The sequence below is a fragment of the Streptomyces sp. ISL-99 genome, from assembly GCF_018614005.1.
GTDB lineage: Bacteria > Actinomycetota > Actinomycetes > Streptomycetales > Streptomycetaceae > Streptomyces > Streptomyces flavidovirens.
The window spans coordinates 51,703-73,864 of sequence record NZ_JAGGPC010000015.1 but is presented as its reverse complement, the minus strand read 5'-3'; the positions used below and the strand labels follow the sequence as shown (position 1 = coordinate 73,864).

The following is a 22,162-nucleotide window of genomic DNA, read 5'->3' as shown; positions in this document are numbered from 1 at the left end:
CCGCTGCGCACCGCACCGCACCCGCCCCCACCGGTCACGCCAGGTGCGCGCGGACCTCTTCCGCTGCCTCGTGGCCGTACGCCTTCGTGAAGCGGTCCATGAAATGGGCGCGGCGCAGCGTGTACTCCTGGGTGCCCAGCGTCTCGATCACCAGCGTCGCCAGCATGCACCCGACCTGCGCGGCGCGCTCAAGGCCGACGCCCCAGGCGAGCCCGGACAGGAACCCGGCACGGAACGCGTCGCCGACGCCGGTCGGGTCGACCTTGCCGTCCTCCTCCGGGCAGCCGACGACCACCGGCTCCTCGCCGACCCGCTCGATGCGCACACCGCGCGAGCCGAGCGTCGTGACGCGGTGCCCGACCTTGCCGAGGATCTCCTCGTCGGTCCAGCCGGTCTTGGACTCGATGAGCCCCTTCTCGTACTCGTTGGAGAAGAGGTACGTCGCACCTTCGAGCAGTGTGCGGATGTCCTCCCCCGTCATCCGGGCGATCTGCTGCGAGAAGTCCGCGGCGAACGGGATGGAGCGGGTCTTGCACTCCTCCGTGTGGCGCAGCATCGCCTCGGGGTCGTCCGCGCCGATCAACACCAGGTCGAGGCCGCCGACCCGCTCGGCGACCGCCTGGAGTTCGATCTGACGGGCCTCGCTCATCGCGCCCGTGTAGAAGGAGCCGATCTGGTTGTGGTCGGCGTCCGTGGTGCACACGAAGCGGGCGGTGTGCAGGACCTCGGAGATGCGCACCGAGCCGGTGTCCACTCCGTGCCGGTCGAGCCAGGCGCGGTACTCGTCGAAGTCCGAGCCGGCGGCGCCGACCAGGATCGGGGCCGTGCCGAGCTGGCCCATGCCGAAGCAGATGTTGGCGCCGACACCGCCCCGGCGTACGTCGAGGTTGTCGACCAGGAAGGAGAGGGAGACCGTGTGCAGCTGGTCCGCGACCAGCTGGTCGGCGAAGCGGCCGGGGAAGGTCATGAGGTGGTCGGTGGCGATGGAGCCGGTGACTGCGATACGCACGGCGAGGACGCTCCTGCGGGCGGTGAGTGAGGACAGTCCACGCTACCCGTCGTAGCCCTCTCGCACTAAGCGACAAAACTACCCGATAGTAGGGCTTTTTTCCGGAGGTCCGGGCTGCCTACGGTGCCAGCATCAGGGTCCGCGGTGTGGCGGCCCCCAGAGCTACGGGAGCAGCTCGCATGCAGAAGCACAGCGTTACGTCGCCCGCCCGTGCCGAGCAGGACGGCGGCCTGGAGGAGCTGCGCGGGGACTGCGCCCGGATGGTCCCGCACTGGGCGGTGCCCACCGAGGCCGCGCCCGCTCCCGTGCCGGCCTCGCTCATCCACGGCATCACCGTGCCGCCCGCCTCGGCGCGGCTGGTGGGCGGGATGTCCGAATACGGGGGCTGAGACCGGCTCCTGAGGCATTCGGGGGAAGCTCGGGGGGAACCGCGCGCTCCCCCGCTCCGTCCCACCGGTGTCCCCCGTAAAGGGGATACGACATACGGCACAGGACGGCAGAGCAGCCGAAGGAGCGATGCGGTGAGCACCGAGCGACCGGAAGAGGACGCGGTCAGCGTCCACAGGCGGCGTTCCCCGCTGGTCGCCGCCTCAGTGGCCGCAGCGGTGCTGCTGGCCGGGGGCGGCGCCGCGTACTGGGCGTCGACCGCCTCGGGCGGCGGCAGCGGTACGGGGAGCGGCGCGGCGGCGGGCGACGGCACTCCGCCGCCGCTGAACCTCGACGGCCATACGAACGGGGACACGCCGGGGATCGCGCCCGGCGAGCCGGACCCGCACGGCGGGGTGATCTACCGCGCGGAGGGCAAGCTGCCCCAGGGACCCCGCTCGGCCCACGTGTACCGGGCCTCGGGCACGGTCACCGAGGCCGAGGTGGCGCGGCTGGCCGAGGCGCTCGGCGTACCGGGCAAGCCGCGCGCCGAGGGCACGGCCTGGAAGGCCGGCGGCACCAAGGACGGCTCGGGGCCCCTGCTCCAGGTCAACAAGCAGGCGCCGGGCACCTGGACGTTCGCGAAGTACGGTCCCGGTGGCAGCGACGACTGCGCCAAGGGTGAGAAGTGCGCCGACCCCACCCACCGGCCGGGTGGTGAAGGCTCCGCGGTGAGCGAGAAGGCCGCGAAGGAGGCCGCGGCGCCCGTGCTGAAGGCGCTGGGCATGGACGACGCGAAGCTGGACGCCCGCCAGCTGATGGGCGCGGTACGGGTGGTGAACGCCGATCCGGAGGTCGGCGGGCTGCCGACGTACGGCTGGGCGACCGGCATCCAGATCGGCTCCGACGGGGAACCGGTCGGCGGCAGCGGGCAGTTGAAGGGCCTGACGAAGGGCGCCGAGTATCCGGTGATCAGCGCGGAGGACGCGCTGAAGCAGCTGAACAAGGCGGGGCAGGGCGCCGGCAAGACCGGCATCGGCGGCTGCGCCACCCCCGTGCCGCACGGCGACAAGGGGGATGACGCCGGCAGGGCCGAATCACCCTGTGAGACGAACGGCGGGCAGCCGCCGGCCGCGCCGGAGCCCGTGACCGTGGGCGGGGCCGTCTTCGGTCTGGCCGCGCAGTACGTCGACGGGCGGCAGGCGCTCGTACCTTCGTGGCTCTTCGAGGTGAAGCCGGGCGGCGGCGCGCATCCGTTCACGATCACGCACCCGGCGGTCGATCCCGACTACCTGGCCAAGCCCCCTGCCTCGTCGGCTCCGCCCGAGAGCGGCGAGCCCCCGGCGGAGCCGCGGCAGATCGAGTCGTACAGCGCCGACGGGCGCAAGCTCACCCTGCACTTCTGGGGCGGCGTGTGCAGCGAGTACGCCGCGAAGGCGAGCGAGGAGAACGGGACGGTGAAGGTGAGGATCACCGAGACCAACCCGGACCCCGACCGGGCCTGCATCATGATCGCCAAGGAGCTGAAGGAGACGGTGACGCTCGACAAGCCGCTGGACGGCCGGAAGGTCGTCGACGCGCGGAGCGGCGAGACCGTGCCGCACACGTAGGCCGAGGAGCACGGGAGAACGAGAGAAGGCGGCTGCCCCGCTCCGGGGCCGCCGCCTTCTCTCGTACGCGCTTCAGGCTTAGCTGAACGAGTCGCCGCAGGCGCAGGAGCCCGTTGCGTTGGGGTTGTCGATCGTGAAGCCCTGCTTCTCGATGGTGTCGACGAAGTCGATGGAGGCACCGCCCAGGTACGGGGCGCTCATGCGGTCGGTGACGACCTTGACGCCGTCGAAGTCCTTGACGACGTCGCCGTCGAGCGAGCGCTCGTCGAAGAAGAGCTGGTACCGCAGGCCGGAGCAGCCGCCGGGCTGGACGGCGACGCGCAGCGCCAGGTCCTCCCGGCCTTCCTGGTCCAGCAGGGCCTTGACCTTGGCCGCGGCGGCGTCGGACAGGAGAATGCCGTCGCTCACGGTGGTCTTGTCGTCCTGAACGGACATCTACATCTCTCCCGGGTTGTACGGACTGCTTGCCGACGTTTGCAACCGGCGCGGCCGCGGATTCATTCCGGGCCTGAGCGCTTGTCTTCCCATTCATGCTCGCACACACCGTTCGGTACGGGCACGGGGCTGGTGGCGGCGCCAATTCGTCACATCGACGACATCGGCATCGTCAAAGTGACATGAACCGGTTATGATAGATAACGTCAAATCGACGAAAAGCGTGTTCGCAGACAAGAAAGGGTGCGTGTCGTGACCACCGCCCAGCCACTGGACGTCCAGCCGTCGCCGCTCGCTCTGCTGCTGCTCGGCCGCGAGGCCGACGCCAAGAGCGAGCGGGGTGTGGACTGCCCCGGCGACCTGCCCTCGCCCTCCGACCCGGACCTGGTGGAGCGCGCCCGCGCCGCCAAGGAAAAGCTCGGGGACAAGGTCTTCATCCTCGGTCACCACTACCAGCGTGACGAGGTCATCCAGTTCGCCGACGTCACCGGGGACTCGTTCAAGCTGGCCAAGGACGCGGCCGCCAAGCCGGAGGCCGAGTACATCGTCTTCTGTGGCGTGCACTTCATGGCCGAGTCCGCGGACATTCTGACGTCCGACGACCAGAAGGTGGTGCTTCCCGACCTGGCGGCGGGCTGCTCGATGGCCGACATGGCCACCGCCGAGCAGGTCGCCGAGTGCTGGGACGTGCTGACCGAGGCCGGGATCGCCGAGCAGGTCGTGCCCGTCTCGTACATGAACTCCTCCGCCGACATCAAGGCGTTCACCGGCAAGCACGGCGGGACGATCTGTACGTCGTCGAACGCCAAGCGGGCGCTGGACTGGGCCTTCGAGCAGGGGGGGCCACGGCAGAACAAGGTCCTTTTTCTGCCCGACCAGCACCTCGGGCGCAACACCGCCGTGCGGGACATGGGCATGTCGCTGGACGACTGCGTCCTGTACAACCCGCACAAGCCGAACGGCGGCCTGACCGTCGAGGAGCTGCGCAACGCGAAGATGATCCTCTGGCGCGGACACTGCTCGGTGCACGGGCGCTTCTCGGTCGATTCCGTCAACGACGTGCGTGAGCGCATCCCGGGCGTCAACGTCCTCGTGCACCCCGAGTGCAAGCACGAGGTCGTGGCGGCCGCGGACTACGTCGGCTCGACGGAGTACATCATCAACACGCTGGAGGCGGCCCCGGCCGGTTCCAAGTGGGCCATCGGCACCGAGCTGAACCTGGTGCAGCGGCTCGCCAACCGGTTCGCGGCGCAGGACAAGGAGGTCGTCTTCCTCGACAAGACGGTCTGCTTCTGCTCGACCATGAACCGCATCGACCTGCCCCACCTGGTGTGGGCGCTGGAGTCGCTGGCCGAGGGCAACCTGGTCAACCGCATCGAGGTCGAGCGGGAGACCGAGCAGTTCGCGAAGCTCGCGCTGGAGCGGATGCTGGCGCTGCCGTAGGCGCGTCTCCCGCTTCTCGTACGTCCAGGTAAGGGGCACCCCGCAATGCGGGGTGCCCCTTACCCGCGTTACCGGGTGCGGGGCTGTGGCTTACCTGCAAGCGTGGGAGGCGATGAGGCGATGAGTTCTGCGGCGCCCGGACGTCTACCACTGCACAAGGCCATCAGCACCCCGGAAGGGTGAGGAACATGCAGTACATGATCCAGATGAACGTGCCCGCCGATGAGTGGGACGGCATGATGTCGTCGTTCTCCAAGGAAGACATGCTGGCGATGTTCGCGCACATGGACGCGCTCAACCAGGAACTGGGCGTGCGGGGCGAGCTGGTGGAGGCCCGTGGTCTCGGCGGACCCGCCATGGTCAAGACGGTACGGGCGACCGACGACGGCCGGGCGAAGGTGACCGACGGACCCCAGACGCCGGGCCGCATCCTGGCCGGCTACTGGGTGGTCGACGTCAAGGACGAGGACCGTGCCCTGGAGATCGCCGCGCGGGCGTCGGCGTGTCCGGGTCCCGGAGGCAAGCCCGGAAACGATCCGGTCGAGGTGCACGCCATCCCCGAGGGGCCGCCCGAGGTACCCGAAGCCTGAGAACGGGGCGAGCCCCGGCTCCCCTCACGAGGGGGCCGGGGCTCGCTGCCGTGCGGAATCAGGTGTCGTACGCCGGTCAGACCTTCACCGGCTCCGGCTCGTCCGACGCGGAGCCGGACCGGTCCGGGACGCCCGCCTTCGCCGCACGCCTGGCCGCCTTCTTCTTGGCGCGGCGCTCCTTGCGGAGCTCCACCATCGCGTACAGCGTCGGCACCAGGAGCAGCGTCAGCAGCGTCGACGTGATCAGACCGCCGATCACCACGATCGCCAGCGGCTTCGAGATGAAGCCGCCCTCGCCGGTGATGCCCAGCGCCATCGGCAGCAGCGCGAAGATCGTCGCGAGTGCCGTCATCAGGATCGGCCGCAGACGGTGACGACCGCCCTCCAGGACCGCCTCGACGACGCCCAGGCCCTGGGCCCGGTACTGGTTGATCAGGTCGATCAGCACGATGGCGTTGGTGACGACGATGCCGATGAGCATCAGCATGCCGATCATCGCCGGGACACCCATGGGCGTACCGGTGAGGAGCAGCAGGCCGATCGCGCCGGTCGCCGCGAACGGGATGGAGACCAGCAGGATCAGCGGCTGGACGAGCGAGCGGAACGTCGCCACAAGCAGCATGAAGACGATCGCGATGGCCGCCAGCATGGCGAGGCCGAGCTGGGCGAACGCCTCGTTCTGGTCGGAGGAGACGCCGCCGATCTCGACGCTCGCGCCGGCCGGCAGCTCCTTCTTCAGCTCGGTGATCTTCGTCTGGAGCGCGGCGGTCACCGCGCCCGTGTTGTCGGCGGACGGCTTGGCCGTGATCGTCGCGGCGCGGGCGCCGTCGATCCGGGTCTTGGAGACGGGACCCGCGACCAGCTTCACCTCGGCGATGTCCCCGAGCTTCACCTGCCCGAGGTTCAGCTTCTTCAGCTCGTCCATCGTGGTCGCCGGCCTGGCCGACTTCACGACCACGTCGCGCTCGGTGTCGTCGAGGATCGCCTTGCCCGAGGTGGTGCCGCGCACCGCCTGGGTGACGGAAGCGCCGAGGGTCTGCTGGTTGAAGCCCGCGGCCGCCGCCTTGTCGTTGGCCGTGACGGAGATCCGCGGCACGCTCTGGGCCAGGTCGCTCTGTACGTCGGTGACGTCGTCCAGCTTGGCGACCGCGTCCCGTACCTGCTCGGAGGCCTTCTTCAGCACGTCGCCGTCACCGGCCTTGACCACCACGCTCAGGTCCTGGCTGCCGAAGCCGCCGCCCGCGCCGATGGTGGTGTCGCCGATGCCGTCGAGCTTGCCCAGCTCCTCGTCGATCCGGTCCTGGGTGGCCTCGGACTCGGAGGCGTCCTTGAGGGTCAGCTGGTACGTCGCCTGGTTGGCGCCCGTACCGCCGCCGAACGCGGCAGCGAAGCCCGAGGAGCCGACGGTGACCTGGTAGTCCTTGATCGTGTCGATGGAGTCGAGCGCCTTCTCGACCTTCAGGGCGGCCTGGTTCGCGGCCTCCAGGCTGGTGCCCGGCTTCAGCTCCTGGGTGACGGACAGGGTGTCCTGCTCGCCCTCGTCCAGGAAGTTGGTCTTCAGCAGCGGCGCCATGGCGAACGTACCGATGAGGACGACGACCGCGATGGCCAGGCTCATGAGGCGGCGGCGGGTCGCGAAGCGCAGGACCGGGACGTACATCCGCTGGAGCGGGCTGCGTGCCTCCTTCTCCTCCGCCTTGCGGCGCAGCTCGGACGGGTCGACGCCCTCGGAGCCCTTGGGCGCGCGCAGGAACCAGTACGAGAACACCGGCACCACGGTGAGGGACACCAGCAGCGAGGCGAGCAGGGCGGCGGTGACGGTGAGGGAGAACGAGCCGAACAGCTGGCCCACCATGCCGCCGACGAGGCCGATCGGCAGGAAGACGGCGACGGTCGTCAGGGTCGAGGCGGTGACCGCTCCGGCCACCTCCTTGACCGCGGTGACGATCGCCGAGTGGCGCTCCTCGCCGTACGCCAGGTGACGCTTGATGTTCTCCAGGACCACGATCGAGTCGTCGACGACGCGGCCGATCGCGATGGTGAGCGCGCCGAGCGTGAGGACGTTCAGCGACAGGTCGCGGGTCCACAGCACGATCAGCGCCAGGACGACGGACAGCGGGATGGAGATGGCGGTGACGAGCGTCGAGCGGACCGACGCGAGGAAGACCAGGATGACGAGGACGGCGAAGACCAGGCCGAGGGCGCCCTCGGTGGTCAGCCCGGAGATCGACTTGGAGACGGCCGGGCCCTGGTCGAAGACGACCGCGATCTCGCTGCCGGAGCCGAGGCTGTCGCGCAGCTCGGGGAGCTTGTCCTTGACCGCGTCGGAGATGGCGACGGCGCTGCCGTCCTGGTCCATGGTGATGGCCAGGGACAGGCTGGGCTTGCCGTTGGTGCGGGTGATGGAGACCGCGGTGGCGGGCTGTTCCTTGACGGTGGCGACATCACCGAGGCGTACCGGTTTCGGCGGCTTGCCCTGGCCGGTGGGCGTGGCGGTGACGCGCAGGTCCTCGATCTGCTTCAGCGACGTGTAGCCGCCGCCGACCTGGACCGTGCGGCTCTTGCCGTCCTCGGCGAAGGAACCGGCCGGGACGGTGGCGCCGCCCGCCTGGAGGGCCTGGCCGAGCGCGGCGGCGTTCAGGCCGGCCGCCGCGAGCTTCTTGTCGTCGGGGGTGACGGCGATCTGGAGGTCGCGCACACCGTCGATGGTGACCTGGCCGACGCCGTCGATGTCCTCCAGGACGGGGACGACGGAGTTCTCCAGCCGGTCGGCGAGCGCCTGCTGGTCCTGGCCCGAGGTGACGGCGAGCAGGACGGTGGGTATGTCGTCGGTCGAGCCGGCCACGACCTGCGGGTCGACGTCGTCGGGGAGCTGGGCGCGGGAGCGGTTCACGGCCTGCTGGACATCGGCGACGAGCTGTTTCGTGTCGTTGCCGTAGTCGAACTGGGCCATGATCACGGCGTTGCCCTCGCTCGCCGTGGAGGTGACGCCGGTGATGCCGTCGACTGCCTTGATGGTGCTTTCGAGCGGTTCGACGACCTGCTTCTCGACCACGTCGGGGGACGCGCCCTGGTAGGGCGCCAGCACGGACACCATCGGGAACTCGATGGTCGGCAGCAGTTGCTGCTTGAGCTGCGGTATCGCGATGGCGCCGAAGACGATCGCGATGATCGACATCAGACCGATCAGCGCCCGCTGAGCGAGGCTGAATCTGGACAGCCAGGACATGGGTGGTCTCTCTTCCGTGGCGTGCGAGGCAGGCGGGCACGGTGGCCCGCTTATACGATCAGCCATGCGAAGAGGGCGAACTCTCGCTCCCAAGTCCCTTTCTTACGCGGCGCATACCGCAGCTGGAGTAGGCGCCCCTACACCCTCACTCCACCCTCGGCCGCACAAGGCCGGATTCATACGCGATTACCACCAATTGCGCGCGGTCGCGGGCGCCGAGCTTCGCCATCGCCCTGTTCACATGGGTCTTGACGGTGAGCGGGCTGACGACGAGCTGCTCGGCGATCTCGTCGTTGGAGTGGCCGCCCGCGACCTGGACGAGGACCTCGCGCTCGCGCACGGTCAGCGCCGAAAGCCGCTCGGTACGGGCCGCCGCGGCCTCCTCGTCCTCCGAAGTACCGCCCTGCGCCAGGAACTTGGCGATCAGTCCCTTGGTCGCCACGGGCGAGAGCAGCGCCTCGCCGGCCGCGGCGATGCGGATGGCGTTGAGCAGTTCGTCCGGCTCCGCGCCCTTGCCGAGGAAGCCGGAGGCCCCGGCGCGCAGCGACTGGACGACGTACTCGTCCACCTCGAACGTCGTCAGCATCACGACGCGTACGGCGGACAGTTCCGGGTCCTCGCTGATCATGCGGGTGGCGGCGAGGCCGTCCGTACCCGGCATGCGGATGTCCATCAGGACGACGTCGGCGCGCAGCGCGCGGGCGAGCTCGACGGCCTCGGCGCCGTCCGCCGCCTCGCCGACGACCTCCATGTCCGGCTCGGAGTCGACGAGGACCCGGAACGCGCTGCGCAGCAGGGCCTGGTCGTCGGCGAGCAGGACCCTGATGCGGGTCGTGGCCGTCGTCATGCGTTCTCCACCGTTCGCTCCCCCGTACGCGCCGTGAACGGCAGGATCGCATGTACGCGGAAACCGCCGCCGTAGCGGGGCCCCGTGGTCAGCGTTCCGCCGAGGGCGGTGACGCGCTCCCGCATGCCGGTGAGGCCGTGGCCGCCGCCACCGGCTTCGCGGCCGTCCGCCGCGCTCGCCGTCGTCCCTCCGCCGTTGTCGATCACGGTGACCTCGGCGGACGAGCCGACGCGGACCACGCTGACCTCGGCCCTGGCGTGCGGGCCCGCGTGCTTCTGCACGTTGGTCAGGGCCTCCTGGATGATCCGGTACGCCGCGAGGTCGACGGCGGCGGGCAGCGGCGCGCTCAGTCCCTTGTCCGGCCTGGCCACCTCCACCGGGAGGCCCGCGTGCCGGAAGGTGTCCAGGAGCTGGTCGAGCACGGCGAGGCCGGGGGCGGGTTCGGTCGGGGCCTCGGGGTCGCCGGACTGGCGGAGCAGGCCGACGGTGGCCCGCAGTTCGTTCAGCGCGGAGCGGCTGGCCTCCCGTACATGCGCGAGGGCTTCCTTGGCCTGGTCGGGGCGCTTGTCCATGACGTGGGCCGCGACGCCCGCCTGGACGTTGACCAGCGCGATGTGGTGGGCGACGACGTCGTGGAGGTCGCGGGCGATGCGCAGCCGCTCCTCCGCGACCCGGCGGCGGGCCTCTTCCTCGCGGGTGCGCTCGGCGCGTTCGGCGCGTTCGCGGATGGCGTCGACGAAGGCCCGGCGGCTGCGAACGGCGTCGCCGGCGGTCGCCCCGATGCCGGTCCAGGCGAAGATCCCGAGGTTCTCCTGGGAGTACCAGGGGCCGCTGCCGAAGCACATCGCGGCGGCGGTCAGACCGGTCATCGTCAGCAGCCCGACGCGCCAGGTGGTGGGGCGGTCGGTGCGGGACGCGACCGTGTAGAGCGCGATGACGGCGCTCATGGCGACGGGGCTCGGCGGGTCGCCGGCGACGAGCTCGACGAGCGTCACCAGGCCGGTGAAGGCGAGTACGGCCATGGGCCTGCGGCGGCGGAAGACCAGGGCGCCGGAGGCGAGCATCATCAGGACGAGGCTGAGCACACCCGGCGTCCGGGTGCCGAAGGTCGGGCCGTTGGGGCCGCCGTGCGGGTCGGCGAAGGAGCCGGTCACCATCGTCACCAGGACGGCGGATGCGATTGCGGCGTCCAGGGCGAGCGGGTGTGCGTGGAGCCAGCACCGGGAGCGGGTGAATCCCGTACCGAGGGCAGTCATGTCACGCAACGGTACGGCGTTCGGGTCGGTCGGGGGCGCGGGTGCGGGCCGCTGCGCGGGGCACGGGGCTCCGCCCCGGTGCCCCGGTCCTCAAACGCCGGACGGGCTGAAAGTTGCCGAACGTCAGTCCGGAGGGCTGATGGCGCTGGGGTCGGCCGGGATCAGGCCGTCGTCGGAGAGCATCTCGCGGACCTCGTCGAGCGTCGCGTCCTCGGCCGGGAGGATCAGCTCGGAGGGTTCGAGGGACTCGTCGGCCAGCGGCTCCCCGAGGCGGCGTACCGCTTCGAGGAGCGCACCGAGCGTGCGCCGGAAGCCCGGCTCGTCTCCGCTCTCCAATTCGGCGAGCAGTTCGTCGTCGAGCTTGTTGAGCTCGGTGAAGTGGCTGTCGGCCACCTTCACCTGGCCCTCCCCCATGATCCGTACGATCACGACGTGCTCCTTCGCGGAGTGCGGCGGCCTGCTGTCTGCCGACTACTGCTTGTCGAACTTGTGCTGACCCTGCGGCGCCTGCGTGCCGTCCTGCGAACCGCCTTCGAGCGCCTGCTGCTGGGCCGACGTGCCGCCCGCCAGCTCGGCCTTCATGCGCTGCAGCTCCAGCTCTACATCTGTACCACCGGAGATGCGGTCCAGCTCGGCGGCGATGTCGTCCTTCGCCATCCCGGACTGGTCGTCCAGGGCGCCGGAGGCCAGCAGCTCGTCGATCGCACCCGCCCGCGCCTGCAGCTGCGCGGTCTTGTCCTCGGCCCGCTGGACCGCCAGGCCGACGTCGCCCATCTCCTCGGAGATGCCCGAGAAGGCCTCGCCGATCCGGGTCTGCGCCTGCGCGGCCGTATAGGTGGCCTTGATGGTCTCCTTCTTCGTACGGAAGGCGTCGACCTTGGCCTGGAGGCGCTGCGCGGCGAGCGTCAGCTTCTCCTCCTCACCCTGGAGCGTCTGGTGCTGCGTCTCCAGGTCGGTGACCTGCTGCTGCAACGCGGCACGGCGGGACAGCGCCTCGCGGGCGAGGTCCTCCCGGCCGAGCGCGAGCGCCTTGCGCCCCTGGTCCTCCAGCTTGGAGGACTGGCCCTGCAGCTGGTTCAGCTGCAGTTCGAGGCGCTTGCGCGACGTCGCCACGTCGGCGACACCGCGGCGTACCTTCTGAAGCAGCTCAAGCTGTTTCTGGTACGAGTAATCGAGGGTCTCGCGCGGATCCTCGGCCCGGTCAAGGGCCTTGTTTGCCTTCGCGCGGAAGATCATCCCCATACGCTTCATGACACCGCTCATGGGCTTCGCGCGCCCCCTTCTGACGGACTACGGAACCAGCTCCAGCACTTGAACCCACACTACGGGCCCTGCATCCATTACCGCACTGTTCGCGGGCTGATGCGCTCCTCCTCCAGGACGACTGCCGTCCGCGGGGCTCCGGCCCAGGGAGTAGGTGAAGGCCGGAGAAACCGACCGTTGCGGGATCGTTCCCCTCCGGACTGGGGTCCATGCGCCGTACCCCGTACCCTTGGGCTTTGTGTTCCGTAGCCGTTCCTCCAAGGAAGAGAAGGCCCCCACCGACAAGGTGCAGGTGGACCTCTCCAAAGCGTCCCGTGACCCGCAGGCCCCGAAGGGCCGCCCCACCCCGAAGCGCGCTGTCGCCCAGTCGCAGCGCCGCAACGGGGCGGCGGCTCCGTCGAACCGCAAGGAGGCGATGAAGCGTCAGCGCGAAGCCCGCCGTGCGGACCTGGCAAGGCAGCGGGAGGCACTGGCGAGCGGAGACGAGCGCTACCTGCCGGCCCGCGACAAGGGCCCTGTCCGCCGCTTCGTGCGCGACTTCGTCGACTCCCGCTTCTGCGTGGCCGAGTTCTTCCTGCCGCTCGCGGTGGTGATTCTTGTCCTGAGCATGATCCGCATGAGCAACATCCAGAACATCGCGCTGCTGCTGTGGCTCGGTGTGATCGTGATGATCGTCGTCGACTCGATCGGCCTGGTCATCCGGCTCAAGAAGCAGCTGAACGAGCGCTTCCCGAACGAGCCGAAGCGCGGCGCCGTTGCCTACGGTCTGATGCGTACGCTCCAGATGCGCCGCCTGCGTCTGCCGAAGCCCCAGGTCAAGCGCGGGGAACGACCCTGAGCGCGGACGACATCACGGGGATCGCCCGGTTCGAGGGCGCGGCGGCCGACTGGCTGAAGGGCGTCGGCACCTTGCGTGACACCGTCCGCCAGGAACTGGTCGCCCGCCAGCTCGACGAGCAGATATCGGCCCGCTTCCCGGTGGGCCGGCGGCTCGCCGTACTCGACGTGGGCATGGGCCAGGGCACGCAGGCCCTGCGCCTGGCGCGGGCCGGTCACAAGGTGACCGGCCTGGAGTCCGACCCCGACATGCTGGTCGCGGCGCGCGAGGCGCTCGCCGGGGAGCCCGAGGGCATCCGCGAGCGGGTGCGCCTGGTCGAGGGCGACGGCCTGGAGACCGGGGTGCACTTCCTGCCCGGCAGCTTCGACGTGGTGCTGTGCCACGGGGTGCTGATGTACGTCGAGGAGCCCGACGCGATGGTGGCGGGCCTGGCCCGCATGCTGGCCCCCGGCGGCCTGCTGTCCCTCCTGGTGCGCAACGCCGACGCGCTCGCCATGCGGCCCGGGCTCGCCGGGGACTGGGCCGGGGCGCTCGCCGCCTTCGACTCGGCCGCGTACACCAGCCGGCTCGGCCTGCGGGTGCGCGCCGACCGTCTCGACGCCCTGACGTCGACCCTCGCAGGGATCGCCGCTCCGCTGCGCGCGTGGTACGGCGTGCGGGTCTTCACCGACAACATCGAGGGCGCCGCCAACGAGACGTCGCGGCTTCCCGCGGAGGAGCTGGAGCGGATTCTGGCCCTGGAGGACCGCGCGGGGCGGACCGATCCCTACCGGCGGGTTGCGGCGCTGCTGCATCTGTGCGGCACGCGGGGCTGAGCACGGCCCACCGCGCCCCGTCCGGCTGCTGAACGCCATCCCCCGATGCACCCCCCGATGGACCTTCTCCACGGGCACTGGATTCCCCCGAAAGGGACACTCCAGGCATGGATGGATCAGGTAACCACGGCCGTGTGCCGCGTCGGCTCCGGGTGCCCCTGACCGCCGCGGCCTGTGTGGTCGTACTGGCCTGCCCGAGCGGGTGTTCCGGCTCCGGGGCGGGGTCCGCGTCGCCGAGGGCCACCGCGGAGGCGGGGGCGCCCGTGGCGCGGCAGGACCTGGAGAGCGACTACCAGCAGGTGATCAAGGACGTACTGCCGTCGGTCGTGCAGATCGACGCGTCCGACAGCCTGGGCTCGGGTGTCGTCTACGACGACCAGGGCCACGTGATCACCAACGCGCATGTGGTGGGCCGCGAGCGGGACTTCAAGGTCACGTCGGCCACGGGCGGTGCCACGCTCGGCGCGCGGCTCGTCGCCGCCTACCCAGAGCAGGACCTCGCCGTCATCAAACTGGACAGCGTCCCCGAGGACGGACTGAGGCCCGCGAGGTTCGCGGACTCCTCACGGGTCGAGGTGGGCCAGATCGTCCTGGCGATGGGCAGCCCGCTGGGGCTTTCCAGCAGCGTCACGCAGGGCATCGTCTCGGCGGTCGGCAGGACGGTGAGCGCGGGGCGCTCGGGCGGCGGTACGGGCGTGACCATCGCGAACATGGTGCAGACCTCGGCCGCGATCAATCCGGGCAACAGCGGCGGGGCGCTGGTCAACCTCGACAGCGAGGTCATCGGCATCCCGACGCTGGCGGCCACCGACCCGGAAATGGGCGGCGGCGCGGCGCCCGGGATCGGGTTCGCGATCCCGTCCTCGACGGTGAAGACGATCGCCGACCAGATCATCAGGGACGGCAGGGTCACCGACTCGGGGCGGGCGGCGCTGGACATCACGGGCCGTACGGTCGTGGGCGACGACTTCGAACCGTCGGGGGTCGCCGTCGTCTCGGCCGAGCCGGACGGCGCGGCGGCGCGGGCGGGGCTGCGGGCCGGGGACATCATCACCGCGCTCGACGACGCCGAGATCACCACGATCACGTCGCTGGCGGAGGCACTGGCCTCACACAAGCCGGGCGACAGAGTGCGGGTGACCTACCAACGCGGCAACGAGACCCGCTCGACGGAGGTCACGCTGGGCGAGATCTAGGGGCGGGGCGGCGGGGCGGGCTGATCCGGAGCTGGGCGGGGCGCCGGGCGGGCTGCCCCGGGCCCGGGCCGCGGGGCGGGGCGCCGGGCGGGCTGCCCCGGGCCCGGGCCGCCGGACGGGCTCGCTTTGGCTTCCGTCCGGCGGCCGAGGGTACGTGCTTGGGTGTTCAGGCCGTCAGGCCGTTCAGGCCGTCAGACCTCTTCTGCGTGCAGGCTCATCGGGCCGTAGATCTTCGTGCCGTCGTCGAAGAGCACCGCCTGGTCGGCGCCGCCCTCGACCAAGTCCTTCCAGACCTCGCCGATCCACGACTCCGCGTCGCCCTGCGTGGTGAACTCCTCCGGCACCACCGCCGGCGGGACCTCCGTACCGTCGGCCTTCTCGAACCGCCACGTCCACGCCATGTTCGCCTCCCGGGTCCCACCCGTGCTTTCGTTCAGCACAGCCTGCCCCGCAGAGTAGCCGGGCGCGCGTCACCGACGGGGACGCGGGAGGATCTCCACGTGGAACTGACTCTCCTCGGCACCGGGGCCCCGGCAGGCCTGCCCCGCCCCGACTGCCCCTGCGCCTCGTGCGCCACCGCCCGCGGCGGGCTCGCCCGGGCGGCGACCGCGCTGCTCGTGGACGACGCGCTGCTGCTCGATCTGACGCCGGGGGCCGCGCTGGCCGCCGCCCGCGCGGGACACTCGCTCACCGGCGTACGACAGGTGCTGCTGACGCATCCGCACGACGGGCCGCCGATGGAGCTGCCGGCCGGGCTGCCGGCGGCGGGGCGGGTACCGGACGGCCGGGAGCTGACGCTGATCAGCGGGCACCGGGTGCGGGCCGTCCCGATGGACTCGCCCGGCACGGGGTACGAGGTGACCTCGCCGGACGGCGAGCTGCTGCTGTACCTGCCGCCGGGCGGTGCACCGGCCGGGGGGACGACGGACGGCCGTACGTACGACATGGTGGTCGCCGACGTCACGGGCCGGCCGGACGCGCTGGCGCGGCTGCGGGCGGCGGGAGCCGTCGGTGCGGCCACGGACGTCATCGCCGTACACCTCGATCACGACGTACCGCCGGGCCCCGAGCTGGAGCGGCGGCTCACGGCGGCAGGCGCGCGGGCGGTTCCGGACGGGACGACCGTGATCGTCGGCGAGTACCACGCGGTACCGGATGTGCCGCGGCGGACGCTGGTGCTGGGCGGGGCGAGGTCGGGCAAGTCGGTGGAGGCCGAGCGGCGTCTGGAGACCTTTCCCGAGGTCGTGTACGTCGCGACGAGCGGCACCCGTGACGACGACAGCGAGTGGGCCGAGCGGGTGGGTCTGCACCGGGAGCGCAGGCCGGGCGCGTGGCGCACCGAGGAGACGTGCGAGCTGGCCCCGCTGCTGGCGGCGGAAGGGCCGCCGCTGCTGATCGACTGCCTGGCGCTGTGGCTGACCGACGCGATGGACCGGGTCGGCGCGTGGGACGACGCGAAGTGGGCGGCGGACGGGCGGCGGGCGCTGGAGGAACGGGTGGCGGAGCTGGTGGCGGCGGTGCGGGGGACGCGGCGGACGGTGGTGGCGGTGAGCAACGAGGCCGGCTCGGGAGTCGTGCCGGCCACGGCGAGCGGGCGCCGCTTCCGGGACGAACTGGGGCGCCTGAACGCGGCGTTCGCCGGGGAGTGCGAGCAGGTGCTGCTGGTGGTGGCAGGGCAGGCGGTGGTGCTGCGCGGGTGAGTGGGTTGTTTTCCCCCGGCCCGCCCCTCCCCGCCGTGACACTTTGCGGCTCCGCCGCGTGGAGGGCCCGAGCCCCGGATGGTCGCCACGCCGGCACCGTCCAGCCTCTCCGGCGCTTGAGGAGCGGGGTCTGGGGCAGCGCCCCGGTTCGGGAAGGGGCGGGGTGGGGAGAAGCCCCGCAGGGAACCCGCAAGGACCCCGCCGGGGAGCCTGCGGGGAGGCCGTTGGAACCCCGCACCCCTGACGGGGTGTCAGGTACCGTGGCGGTACTGTTCGGCGAATGAGCTCGCTTAACCTCGACGACTTCTCCGACCTGATCGAACGCCCCGACGGCGGCGTCCGGCGCGATGCCGAAGAACGCCGGGAGCGGCTGATCGTGCCGCCCGGCGCACTCGGCCGGCTCGACGAGCTGGGTGAGTGGCTGTCGGCCGCGCAGGCGTCCGTACGGGTCAAGCCCATCGAGCGGCCCCGTGTCGTTCTCTTCGCCGGTGATCACGGTGTGGCCGAGCTGGGCGTCTCCGCCCGGCCCGCCGGTGGCGCCCACCGGCTCGTGCGCGCCGTGCTGGACGGCGAGAGCCCCGTCGCCGTGCTGGCCCGCCGCGCGGGCGCGTCCGTGCGGATCGTCGACGCCGGCCTCGACTGCGACCCGGAGCTGTTGCCCGACGACGTCGTACGCCACCGGGTGCGGCGCGGTTCCGGACGTATCGACATCGAGGACGCGCTCACGCGGGAAGAGGCCGAGCAGGCCGTCCGGCTCGGGATGGCGATCGCGGACGAAGAGGCCGACTCCGGGACCGATCTCGTCGTACTCGGCGATCTGAGCGTCGGCGGCACGACCGCCGCCGCCACCCTGATCGCCGCCCTGTGCGGCACGGACGCCTCCGTGGTCACGGGCCGCGGAGGCGCCCACATCGACGACCTGGCGTGGATGCGCAAGTGCGCCGCCATCCGCGACGCGCTGCGCCGGGCGCGGCCCGTACTCGGCGACCAGCTGGAGCTGCTGGCGACCGTCGGCGGCGCCGATCTCGCCGCGGCGACCGGCTTCCTCCTCCAGTGCGCGGTGCGGCATACGCCGGTGATCCTCGACGGCGTCGTGTCCGCCGCCTGCGCCCTGGTGGGCCAGCGCGCCGCTTTCCGGGCGCCGGACTGGTGGCTCGCGGGCCAGGTGAGCGGTGAGCCGGGCCAGGCGAAGGCGCTGGACCGGATGGCGCTCAACCCTCTGCTCGATCAGGGCGTCACTGTGGGGGAAGGAACTGGGGCACTGCTCGCGCTCCCCCTCGTACAGGCTGCCGCCGCCCTCGCGGCGGAGCTGCCCGAACGGGCGTCGGACGAGGACGAGAACACGGACGCGGACGCGGACGGGAGCGACGACGAGAAGGCGGTCGTCGAGACCGGAAACGCGACGGACTGACCGCGTGTGCGGCCGGCGACCACCGGCCGCACACGCGCACCTCCCGCACCGCGGTGCCCCATATCATCGCGTTTCATGGGAGAAGTCCGCTTGGCCACCGAAGGAACGAACCGATCGAGCCTGACGAGCCCGACGAACCGGCGCAGCACCCCCCGCTCGCGCCGCAGCGCGGCCTTCGCGGTGTGGTATCTGCGCATCGTCACGTTCATCAACTTCCTGAGCGCCGTGTGGGTTTCGCTCGGTCAGGATCTGCGACGCCACAACACCGACGACTTCTTCACCCCCTACCTGCTGACGGCGGGCTTCGCCTCCGGAGCCTTCACGCTCTTCCTGGCGATCACCATGCGCCGCCGCAAGCGCGCCGCCTGGATCCTCAACTTCGTACTCGGCGGGCTCTTCCTCCTCCTCTTCGCCCTCGCGATGCTCTTCCCCGAGGTACGGCAGTACTGGCAGAACTGGGTCTCCCTGGCCCTGACCGCCGCATTCGTCCTGTCCCTGCTGCTCGGCCGGCGCGAGTTCTACGCCAAGGGTGACCGCTCCAACCCCGCCCTGGCCGCCGTCGTGGCCGTCGGCGGGCTGCTGGTCACCTCGCTGATCGCCGCCCTCCTCGTCACGGTCAGCAACACCGCTCCCGACGACAACCGGTCCTTGTTCCTGGACCGCTGGCACTACGGCGTGATGCGGCTGGTGTCGCTGGCGCCCGACGACGCCCGCTTCCAGGGCATCGCCACACCGGGCTGGGTCAACGTCACCATCAACGTCATGAGCACGCTGCTGCTCCTCGCCGTGCTGTACGCCGCCTTCCGCTCGCGCCGGACCGTCGACCCGATCACCGAGGAGGACGAGGCCCGACTGCGGGCCCTCCTCGGCAGGTTCGGTGAGCGCGACTCCCTCGGCTACTTCGCGCTGCGCCGCGAGAAGAGCGCCGTCTGGTCCCCCACCGGCAAGGCCGCCGTCACCTACCGGGTCGTCGGCGGCGTATCGCTCGCGTCCGGCGATCCGATCGGTGACCCCGAGGCCTGGCCCGGCGCGATCGAACCGTGGCTGACCGAGGCGCGCGAGCACGGCTGGATCCCCGCCGTGATGGGCGCGAGCGAGGAGGGCGGCACGGTCTACGCCCGGCACGGCCTGGACGCGCTGGAGCTGGGCGACGAGGCGATCGTCGAGATCGACGAGTTCACGCTGGAGGGGCGCGCGATGCGCACCGTGCGCCAGGCCTACAACCGGGTGAAGCGAGCCGGCTACACGGTCCGTATCCGCCGCCACGAGGACATCCCCGACGACGAGATGACCGAGCTGCTGCGCAAGGCCGACGACTGGCGCGACGGGGAGACCGAGCGCGGCTTCTCGATGGCGCTCGGGCGGCTCGGCGACCCGGCGGACGGGCAGTGCGTGATGCTCGAATGCACCGACGGGGAAGGGGAGCTGAGGGCCGTACTGAGCTTCGTGCCCTGGGGGCCGCACGGGCTCTCCCTCGACCTGATGCGGCGCGACCGCGACTCCGAGAACGGCCTGATGGAGTTCATGGTCATCGAACTGCTCCAGTCCGCCGAAGAGATCGGGATCACGCAGGTCTCACTGAACTTCGCGATGTTCAGGTCGGTCTTCGAACGTGGCTCGAAGCTCGGCGCGGGGCCGGTACTGAGGACGTGGCGTTCACTGCTCAGCTTCTTCTCGCGCTGGTGGCAGATCGAGTCGCTGTACCGCGCCAACGCCAAGTACCGGCCGATCTGGGAGCCCCGATTCATGCTCTTCGAAAAAAGCTCCGACCTGCTGCGCATCGGCCTCGCGTCGGCCCGCGCCGAGGGCTTCCTCGAAGCGCCCGGTCTGCCCAAGTGGATGCACCGCCAGCACCTGGAGACGAGACGGTGACCCTGCCGGTGGCGGTGACGACGCGGACAGCGTCGGCGGCGGTGCGTACGTTCGCGCGCCGCGAGTGGGGCCGGCTGTACGCCGACGTACGGACCGCGCTCGTCACCCAGCGGTGGCGGGCCGTTCCGCTGACGCTCGTGGCGGTCTGCCTCACGGCGCTCCTGCACGCCGTACAGAACCAGTCCTGGGGTTACGGCCCGGTCCAGGACATCGGCTTCGTGCGCGCCGAGGACCCGCTGTGGCCGGCGCTGCTGCGGACCCCGCTGTCGCTGTTCGTGCCCGCGCTCGACCTGCCGGTGTGGGGCGCGCTCGCGCAGGTCCTGCTGGTGTTCGGCATCGCCGAGATCTGCTTCGGGCGGCTGCGCGCGCTGGCGGTCGCGTACGTCGCGACGCTCGCCGGGACGCTGTACGCGCGCGTCGGCATCGCGCTGGGCCCCGACAGCCCGCTCGGGCTGCCCGCGTCCAATGCCCAGGTCGTCGACACGGGCCCTTCGGCGGCGGTCGTCGGCCTCGCCGTCTATGTGTGCCGGCGGTACGGCGCGTACTGGACGGCGGTTCTGGTGATCGTGGCGATGGTGGCCGAGGTGTGCGTCAAGACCAACCTCGCGGGCAAGGAGCACCTGGCGGCGATCGCCGCGGTGCTGGTGCTGTGTGCACTCGCTCACTTCTCGTCGCGCGCCGGCGTCCGGTCGGGGGCCCCGCCGATCAGGTCCTGAATCCTGCGGCTGGGCCCCGACCAGCGGCGGTCGTGGTGCCAGCGGCGCAGCGTCGCCCGGGCGCGGGCCCTCGGGCGCCGGCGGTAGAAGCGCTTGGCCCATGGCGAGCCCGGCCTGGCGAGCCGGATCGCGCCGACGAGCGCGACCAGGGGCACGACCGCGCCGAAGAGTGCGGTGAGGACCTTGCCCTTGCTGAGCGCGACGAGCGCCAGGAAGAAGTTGAAGGAGACATTGAGGATGAGCAGTCCGCGGCTCTGTTCTTCCTCGGGCGTCAGTTCGTCGACCCCGAACGGGGCGGACCCACTGAGGACCAGTCCGACCAGGGCGGCGGTCACGACCACGATCTCCACGCTCTGCCGGCCCTGTTCGCTCCAGTAGACGTCGTCGAGATGGAGGATCAACGCGAACTCGTCGAGGACCAGCCCCGCACCGATCCCGAAGATCACCGCGCAGATCGCGGAGCTGACCCCGTGCCCGCCGCTGGCCACCGCCCCGAAGCCGCCGATCGTCGTGAGGATCACGCCGGGGACCACGTGGTGGATGTGCAGACCGCCGGGGGAGACGTTCCCGAAGGGGCCGCGGCCCGCGCGGATCAGCCGGGTGATGGTGCGGGTGATCAGGAACGAGAGGATGAAGGAGAGCAGCGCCAGCAGCAGCGGGAGCTTCCCCGGCTCGACGATGTTGCGATACCACCAGTGACCCATGCCACTCGATCCCCTCTGTGTACTTTTGTGCGCTATGCGCAACTTACCGGCCGTCTTTGGCGACTAGCGTGCGCGCCGTGACCTCTCTCCTCAGCGACGGCATACGTTTCGCCTTCGGCACGCTCACCGTGTTTCCCGTGCACGTGACGCGGTGGGACCGCGAGGCGGCCCGCGCCGGGATGCTGTGCGCTCCCCTCGCCGGGCTCGTGGTGGGCCTGTGCGCGGCGGCCGCCGGCGGCGTACTCCTGCTGCTGGGGTCGGGGCCGCTGCTCGCCGCCGTGGCGAGCGCCGCCGTACCCGCCGCCCTCACGCGCGGCCTGCACCTCGACGGTCTCGCCGACACGGCCGACGGCCTGGGTAGCGGCAAACCGGCTGAAGAGGCGCTGCGCATCATGAAGCAGTCGGACATCGGCCCGTTCGGTGTCATCACGCTGCTGTTCGTGCTGCTCGCCCAGGTCGCCGCCCTCTGTGAGCTGTACGCCGCCGGGTGGGCGCACGGCGCGGCCGGCGCCGCCGTCTCGGCCGTCGCCGCCCGCCTCGCCCTGACCCTCGCTTCCCGCACGGGCGTTCCTCCGGCGCGCCCCGACGGGCTCGGCGCGGCGGTCGCCGGGACGGTTCCGGCAGGGGCGGCGTTCGCCGTCGCGGGCCTGGTGGTCGCCGTCGGCACGGGCGGCGCGGGCGCGCTCTTCGGCCCGTACGACGCCCTGCGGCACGCCGCCGCCGTACTGGCCGCGCTCGGCGCCGCGCAGGTGCTGCTGCGCCACTGTGTGCGCCGCTTCGCAGGGGTCACGGGAGACGTCTTCGGTGGCGTGGCGGAGACCGCGGCGACGGCCGCGCTGGTTGTTCTGGTGCTGGGGTGACG

General features: G+C 71.3%; 21 protein-coding genes. 12 read left to right on the top strand and 9 right to left on the bottom strand.

What is annotated here, in order from left to right:
• Positions 1-34 precede the first annotated feature (34 nt).
• Entirely contained in the window at positions 35-1,009 is a 975-nt protein-coding gene (locus tag J7E91_RS09690; RefSeq protein ID WP_214900892.1) for a carbohydrate kinase family protein, read from the bottom strand.
• 179 nt (positions 1,010-1,188) lie between these two features.
• Between J7E91_RS09690 and J7E91_RS09685 the strand changes: the two genes are divergently transcribed.
• Together J7E91_RS09685 and J7E91_RS09680 are read left to right on the top strand one after the other, a co-directional pair.
• Entirely contained in the window at positions 1,189-1,398 is a 210-nt protein-coding gene (locus J7E91_RS09685; RefSeq protein ID WP_214900891.1) for a hypothetical protein, read from the top strand.
• Between the two features lie 132 nt (positions 1,399-1,530).
• Positions 1,531-2,985 (top strand): hypothetical protein, encoded by a 1,455-nt coding sequence (locus J7E91_RS09680; RefSeq protein ID WP_214900889.1) that lies wholly within the window; start codon positions 1,531-1,533, stop codon positions 2,983-2,985.
• A 78-nt stretch (positions 2,986-3,063) separates the two neighbouring features.
• Here the strand turns inward: J7E91_RS09680 and J7E91_RS09675 are convergent, their stop codons facing one another.
• On the bottom strand, positions 3,064-3,420 hold the full coding sequence (locus J7E91_RS09675) for an iron-sulfur cluster assembly accessory protein (protein WP_028811387.1): 357 nt from the start codon (positions 3,418-3,420) through the stop codon (positions 3,064-3,066).
• A gap of 243 nt (positions 3,421-3,663) precedes the next feature.
• Here J7E91_RS09675 and nadA point away from each other — a divergent pair, with 243 nt between their 5' ends.
• On the top strand, positions 3,664-4,863 hold the full coding sequence (gene nadA, locus J7E91_RS09670) for a quinolinate synthase NadA (RefSeq protein ID WP_214900887.1): 1,200 nt from the start codon (positions 3,664-3,666) through the stop codon (positions 4,861-4,863).
• Positions 4,864-5,060: 197 nt separating this feature from the next.
• On the top strand, positions 5,061-5,453 hold the full coding sequence (locus tag J7E91_RS09665) for a YciI family protein (RefSeq protein WP_251015425.1): 393 nt from the start codon (positions 5,061-5,063) through the stop codon (positions 5,451-5,453).
• Positions 5,454-5,529: 76 nt separating this feature from the next.
• Here J7E91_RS09665 and J7E91_RS09660 read toward each other — a convergent pair whose 3' ends face one another.
• From J7E91_RS09660 to J7E91_RS09640, 5 genes are all read right to left on the bottom strand, one after another.
• The gene (locus J7E91_RS09660; protein WP_214900885.1) at positions 5,530-8,682 is read right to left on the bottom strand and encodes an efflux RND transporter permease subunit; all 3,153 of its coding nucleotides are present in this window, start codon (positions 8,680-8,682) and stop codon (positions 5,530-5,532) included.
• 145 nt (positions 8,683-8,827) lie between these two features.
• Entirely contained in the window at positions 8,828-9,529 is a 702-nt protein-coding gene (locus tag J7E91_RS09655) for a response regulator transcription factor (RefSeq protein ID WP_214900883.1), read from the bottom strand.
• Positions 9,526-10,785 carry a sensor histidine kinase gene (locus J7E91_RS09650; protein ID WP_214900882.1) on the bottom strand — a complete coding sequence of 420 codons (1,260 nt, stop codon included), beginning with the start codon at positions 10,783-10,785 and terminating at the stop codon, positions 9,526-9,528. The genes J7E91_RS09655 and J7E91_RS09650 overlap by 4 nt, the downstream gene beginning before the upstream one ends.
• Positions 10,786-10,908: 123 nt before the next feature.
• Positions 10,909-11,214 carry a hypothetical protein gene (locus J7E91_RS09645; protein WP_214900881.1) on the bottom strand — a complete coding sequence of 102 codons (306 nt, stop codon included), beginning with the start codon at positions 11,212-11,214 and terminating at the stop codon, positions 10,909-10,911.
• Between the two features lie 42 nt (positions 11,215-11,256).
• A complete protein-coding gene (locus tag J7E91_RS09640; RefSeq protein WP_214900880.1) occupies positions 11,257-12,036 on the bottom strand; it encodes a PspA/IM30 family protein in 780 nt (259 codons plus the stop codon).
• A 250-nt stretch (positions 12,037-12,286) separates the two neighbouring features.
• Here J7E91_RS09640 and J7E91_RS09635 point away from each other — a divergent pair, with 250 nt between their 5' ends.
• The 3 genes from J7E91_RS09635 (at position 12,287) to J7E91_RS09625 (ending at position 14,897) form a co-directional block, all read left to right on the top strand.
• A complete protein-coding gene (locus J7E91_RS09635; protein WP_214900879.1) occupies positions 12,287-12,886 on the top strand; it encodes a DUF3043 domain-containing protein in 600 nt (199 codons plus the stop codon).
• A gap of 71 nt (positions 12,887-12,957) precedes the next feature.
• Entirely contained in the window at positions 12,958-13,701 is a 744-nt protein-coding gene (locus J7E91_RS09630; RefSeq protein ID WP_244282873.1) for a bifunctional 2-polyprenyl-6-hydroxyphenol methylase/3-demethylubiquinol 3-O-methyltransferase UbiG, read from the top strand.
• Between the two features lie 107 nt (positions 13,702-13,808).
• Positions 13,809-14,897, top strand: coding sequence for a S1C family serine protease (locus J7E91_RS09625; RefSeq protein ID WP_214900878.1), 1,089 nt, complete (start codon positions 13,809-13,811; stop codon positions 14,895-14,897).
• Positions 14,898-15,088: 191 nt separating this feature from the next.
• Here J7E91_RS09625 and J7E91_RS09620 read toward each other — a convergent pair whose 3' ends face one another.
• Entirely contained in the window at positions 15,089-15,298 is a 210-nt protein-coding gene (locus J7E91_RS09620; protein WP_214900877.1) for a hypothetical protein, read from the bottom strand.
• 99 nt (positions 15,299-15,397) lie between these two features.
• Here J7E91_RS09620 and J7E91_RS09615 point away from each other — a divergent pair, with 99 nt between their 5' ends.
• From J7E91_RS09615 to J7E91_RS09600, 4 genes are all read left to right on the top strand, one after another.
• Positions 15,398-16,597 (top strand): bifunctional adenosylcobinamide kinase/adenosylcobinamide-phosphate guanylyltransferase, encoded by a 1,200-nt coding sequence (locus J7E91_RS09615; protein WP_214900876.1) that lies wholly within the window; start codon positions 15,398-15,400, stop codon positions 16,595-16,597.
• Between the two features lie 280 nt (positions 16,598-16,877).
• Positions 16,878-18,008, top strand: a complete 1,131-nt coding sequence (cobT, locus tag J7E91_RS09610; RefSeq protein ID WP_214900874.1) for a nicotinate-nucleotide--dimethylbenzimidazole phosphoribosyltransferase — start codon at positions 16,878-16,880, stop codon at positions 18,006-18,008.
• Positions 18,009-18,083: 75 nt separating this feature from the next.
• Entirely contained in the window at positions 18,084-19,880 is a 1,797-nt protein-coding gene (locus tag J7E91_RS09605) for a phosphatidylglycerol lysyltransferase domain-containing protein (protein ID WP_214900873.1), read from the top strand.
• On the top strand, positions 19,877-20,596 hold the full coding sequence (locus J7E91_RS09600; protein ID WP_308376280.1) for a hypothetical protein: 720 nt from the start codon (positions 19,877-19,879) through the stop codon (positions 20,594-20,596). The genes J7E91_RS09605 and J7E91_RS09600 overlap by 4 nt, the downstream gene beginning before the upstream one ends.
• On the opposite strand, the gene J7E91_RS09595 is transcribed toward J7E91_RS09600, so the two are convergent.
• A complete protein-coding gene (locus tag J7E91_RS09595) occupies positions 20,542-21,300 on the bottom strand; it encodes a hypothetical protein (RefSeq protein ID WP_214900871.1) in 759 nt (252 codons plus the stop codon). The two genes, J7E91_RS09600 and J7E91_RS09595, sit on opposite strands and share 55 nt — an antisense overlap.
• A 77-nt stretch (positions 21,301-21,377) precedes the next feature.
• Between J7E91_RS09595 and J7E91_RS09590 the strand changes: the two genes are divergently transcribed.
• Positions 21,378-22,160: an adenosylcobinamide-GDP ribazoletransferase gene (locus J7E91_RS09590; RefSeq protein WP_214900864.1), complete on the top strand. Its 783-nt coding sequence runs from the start codon at positions 21,378-21,380 to the stop codon at positions 22,158-22,160.
• Positions 22,161-22,162 lie beyond the last annotated feature (2 nt).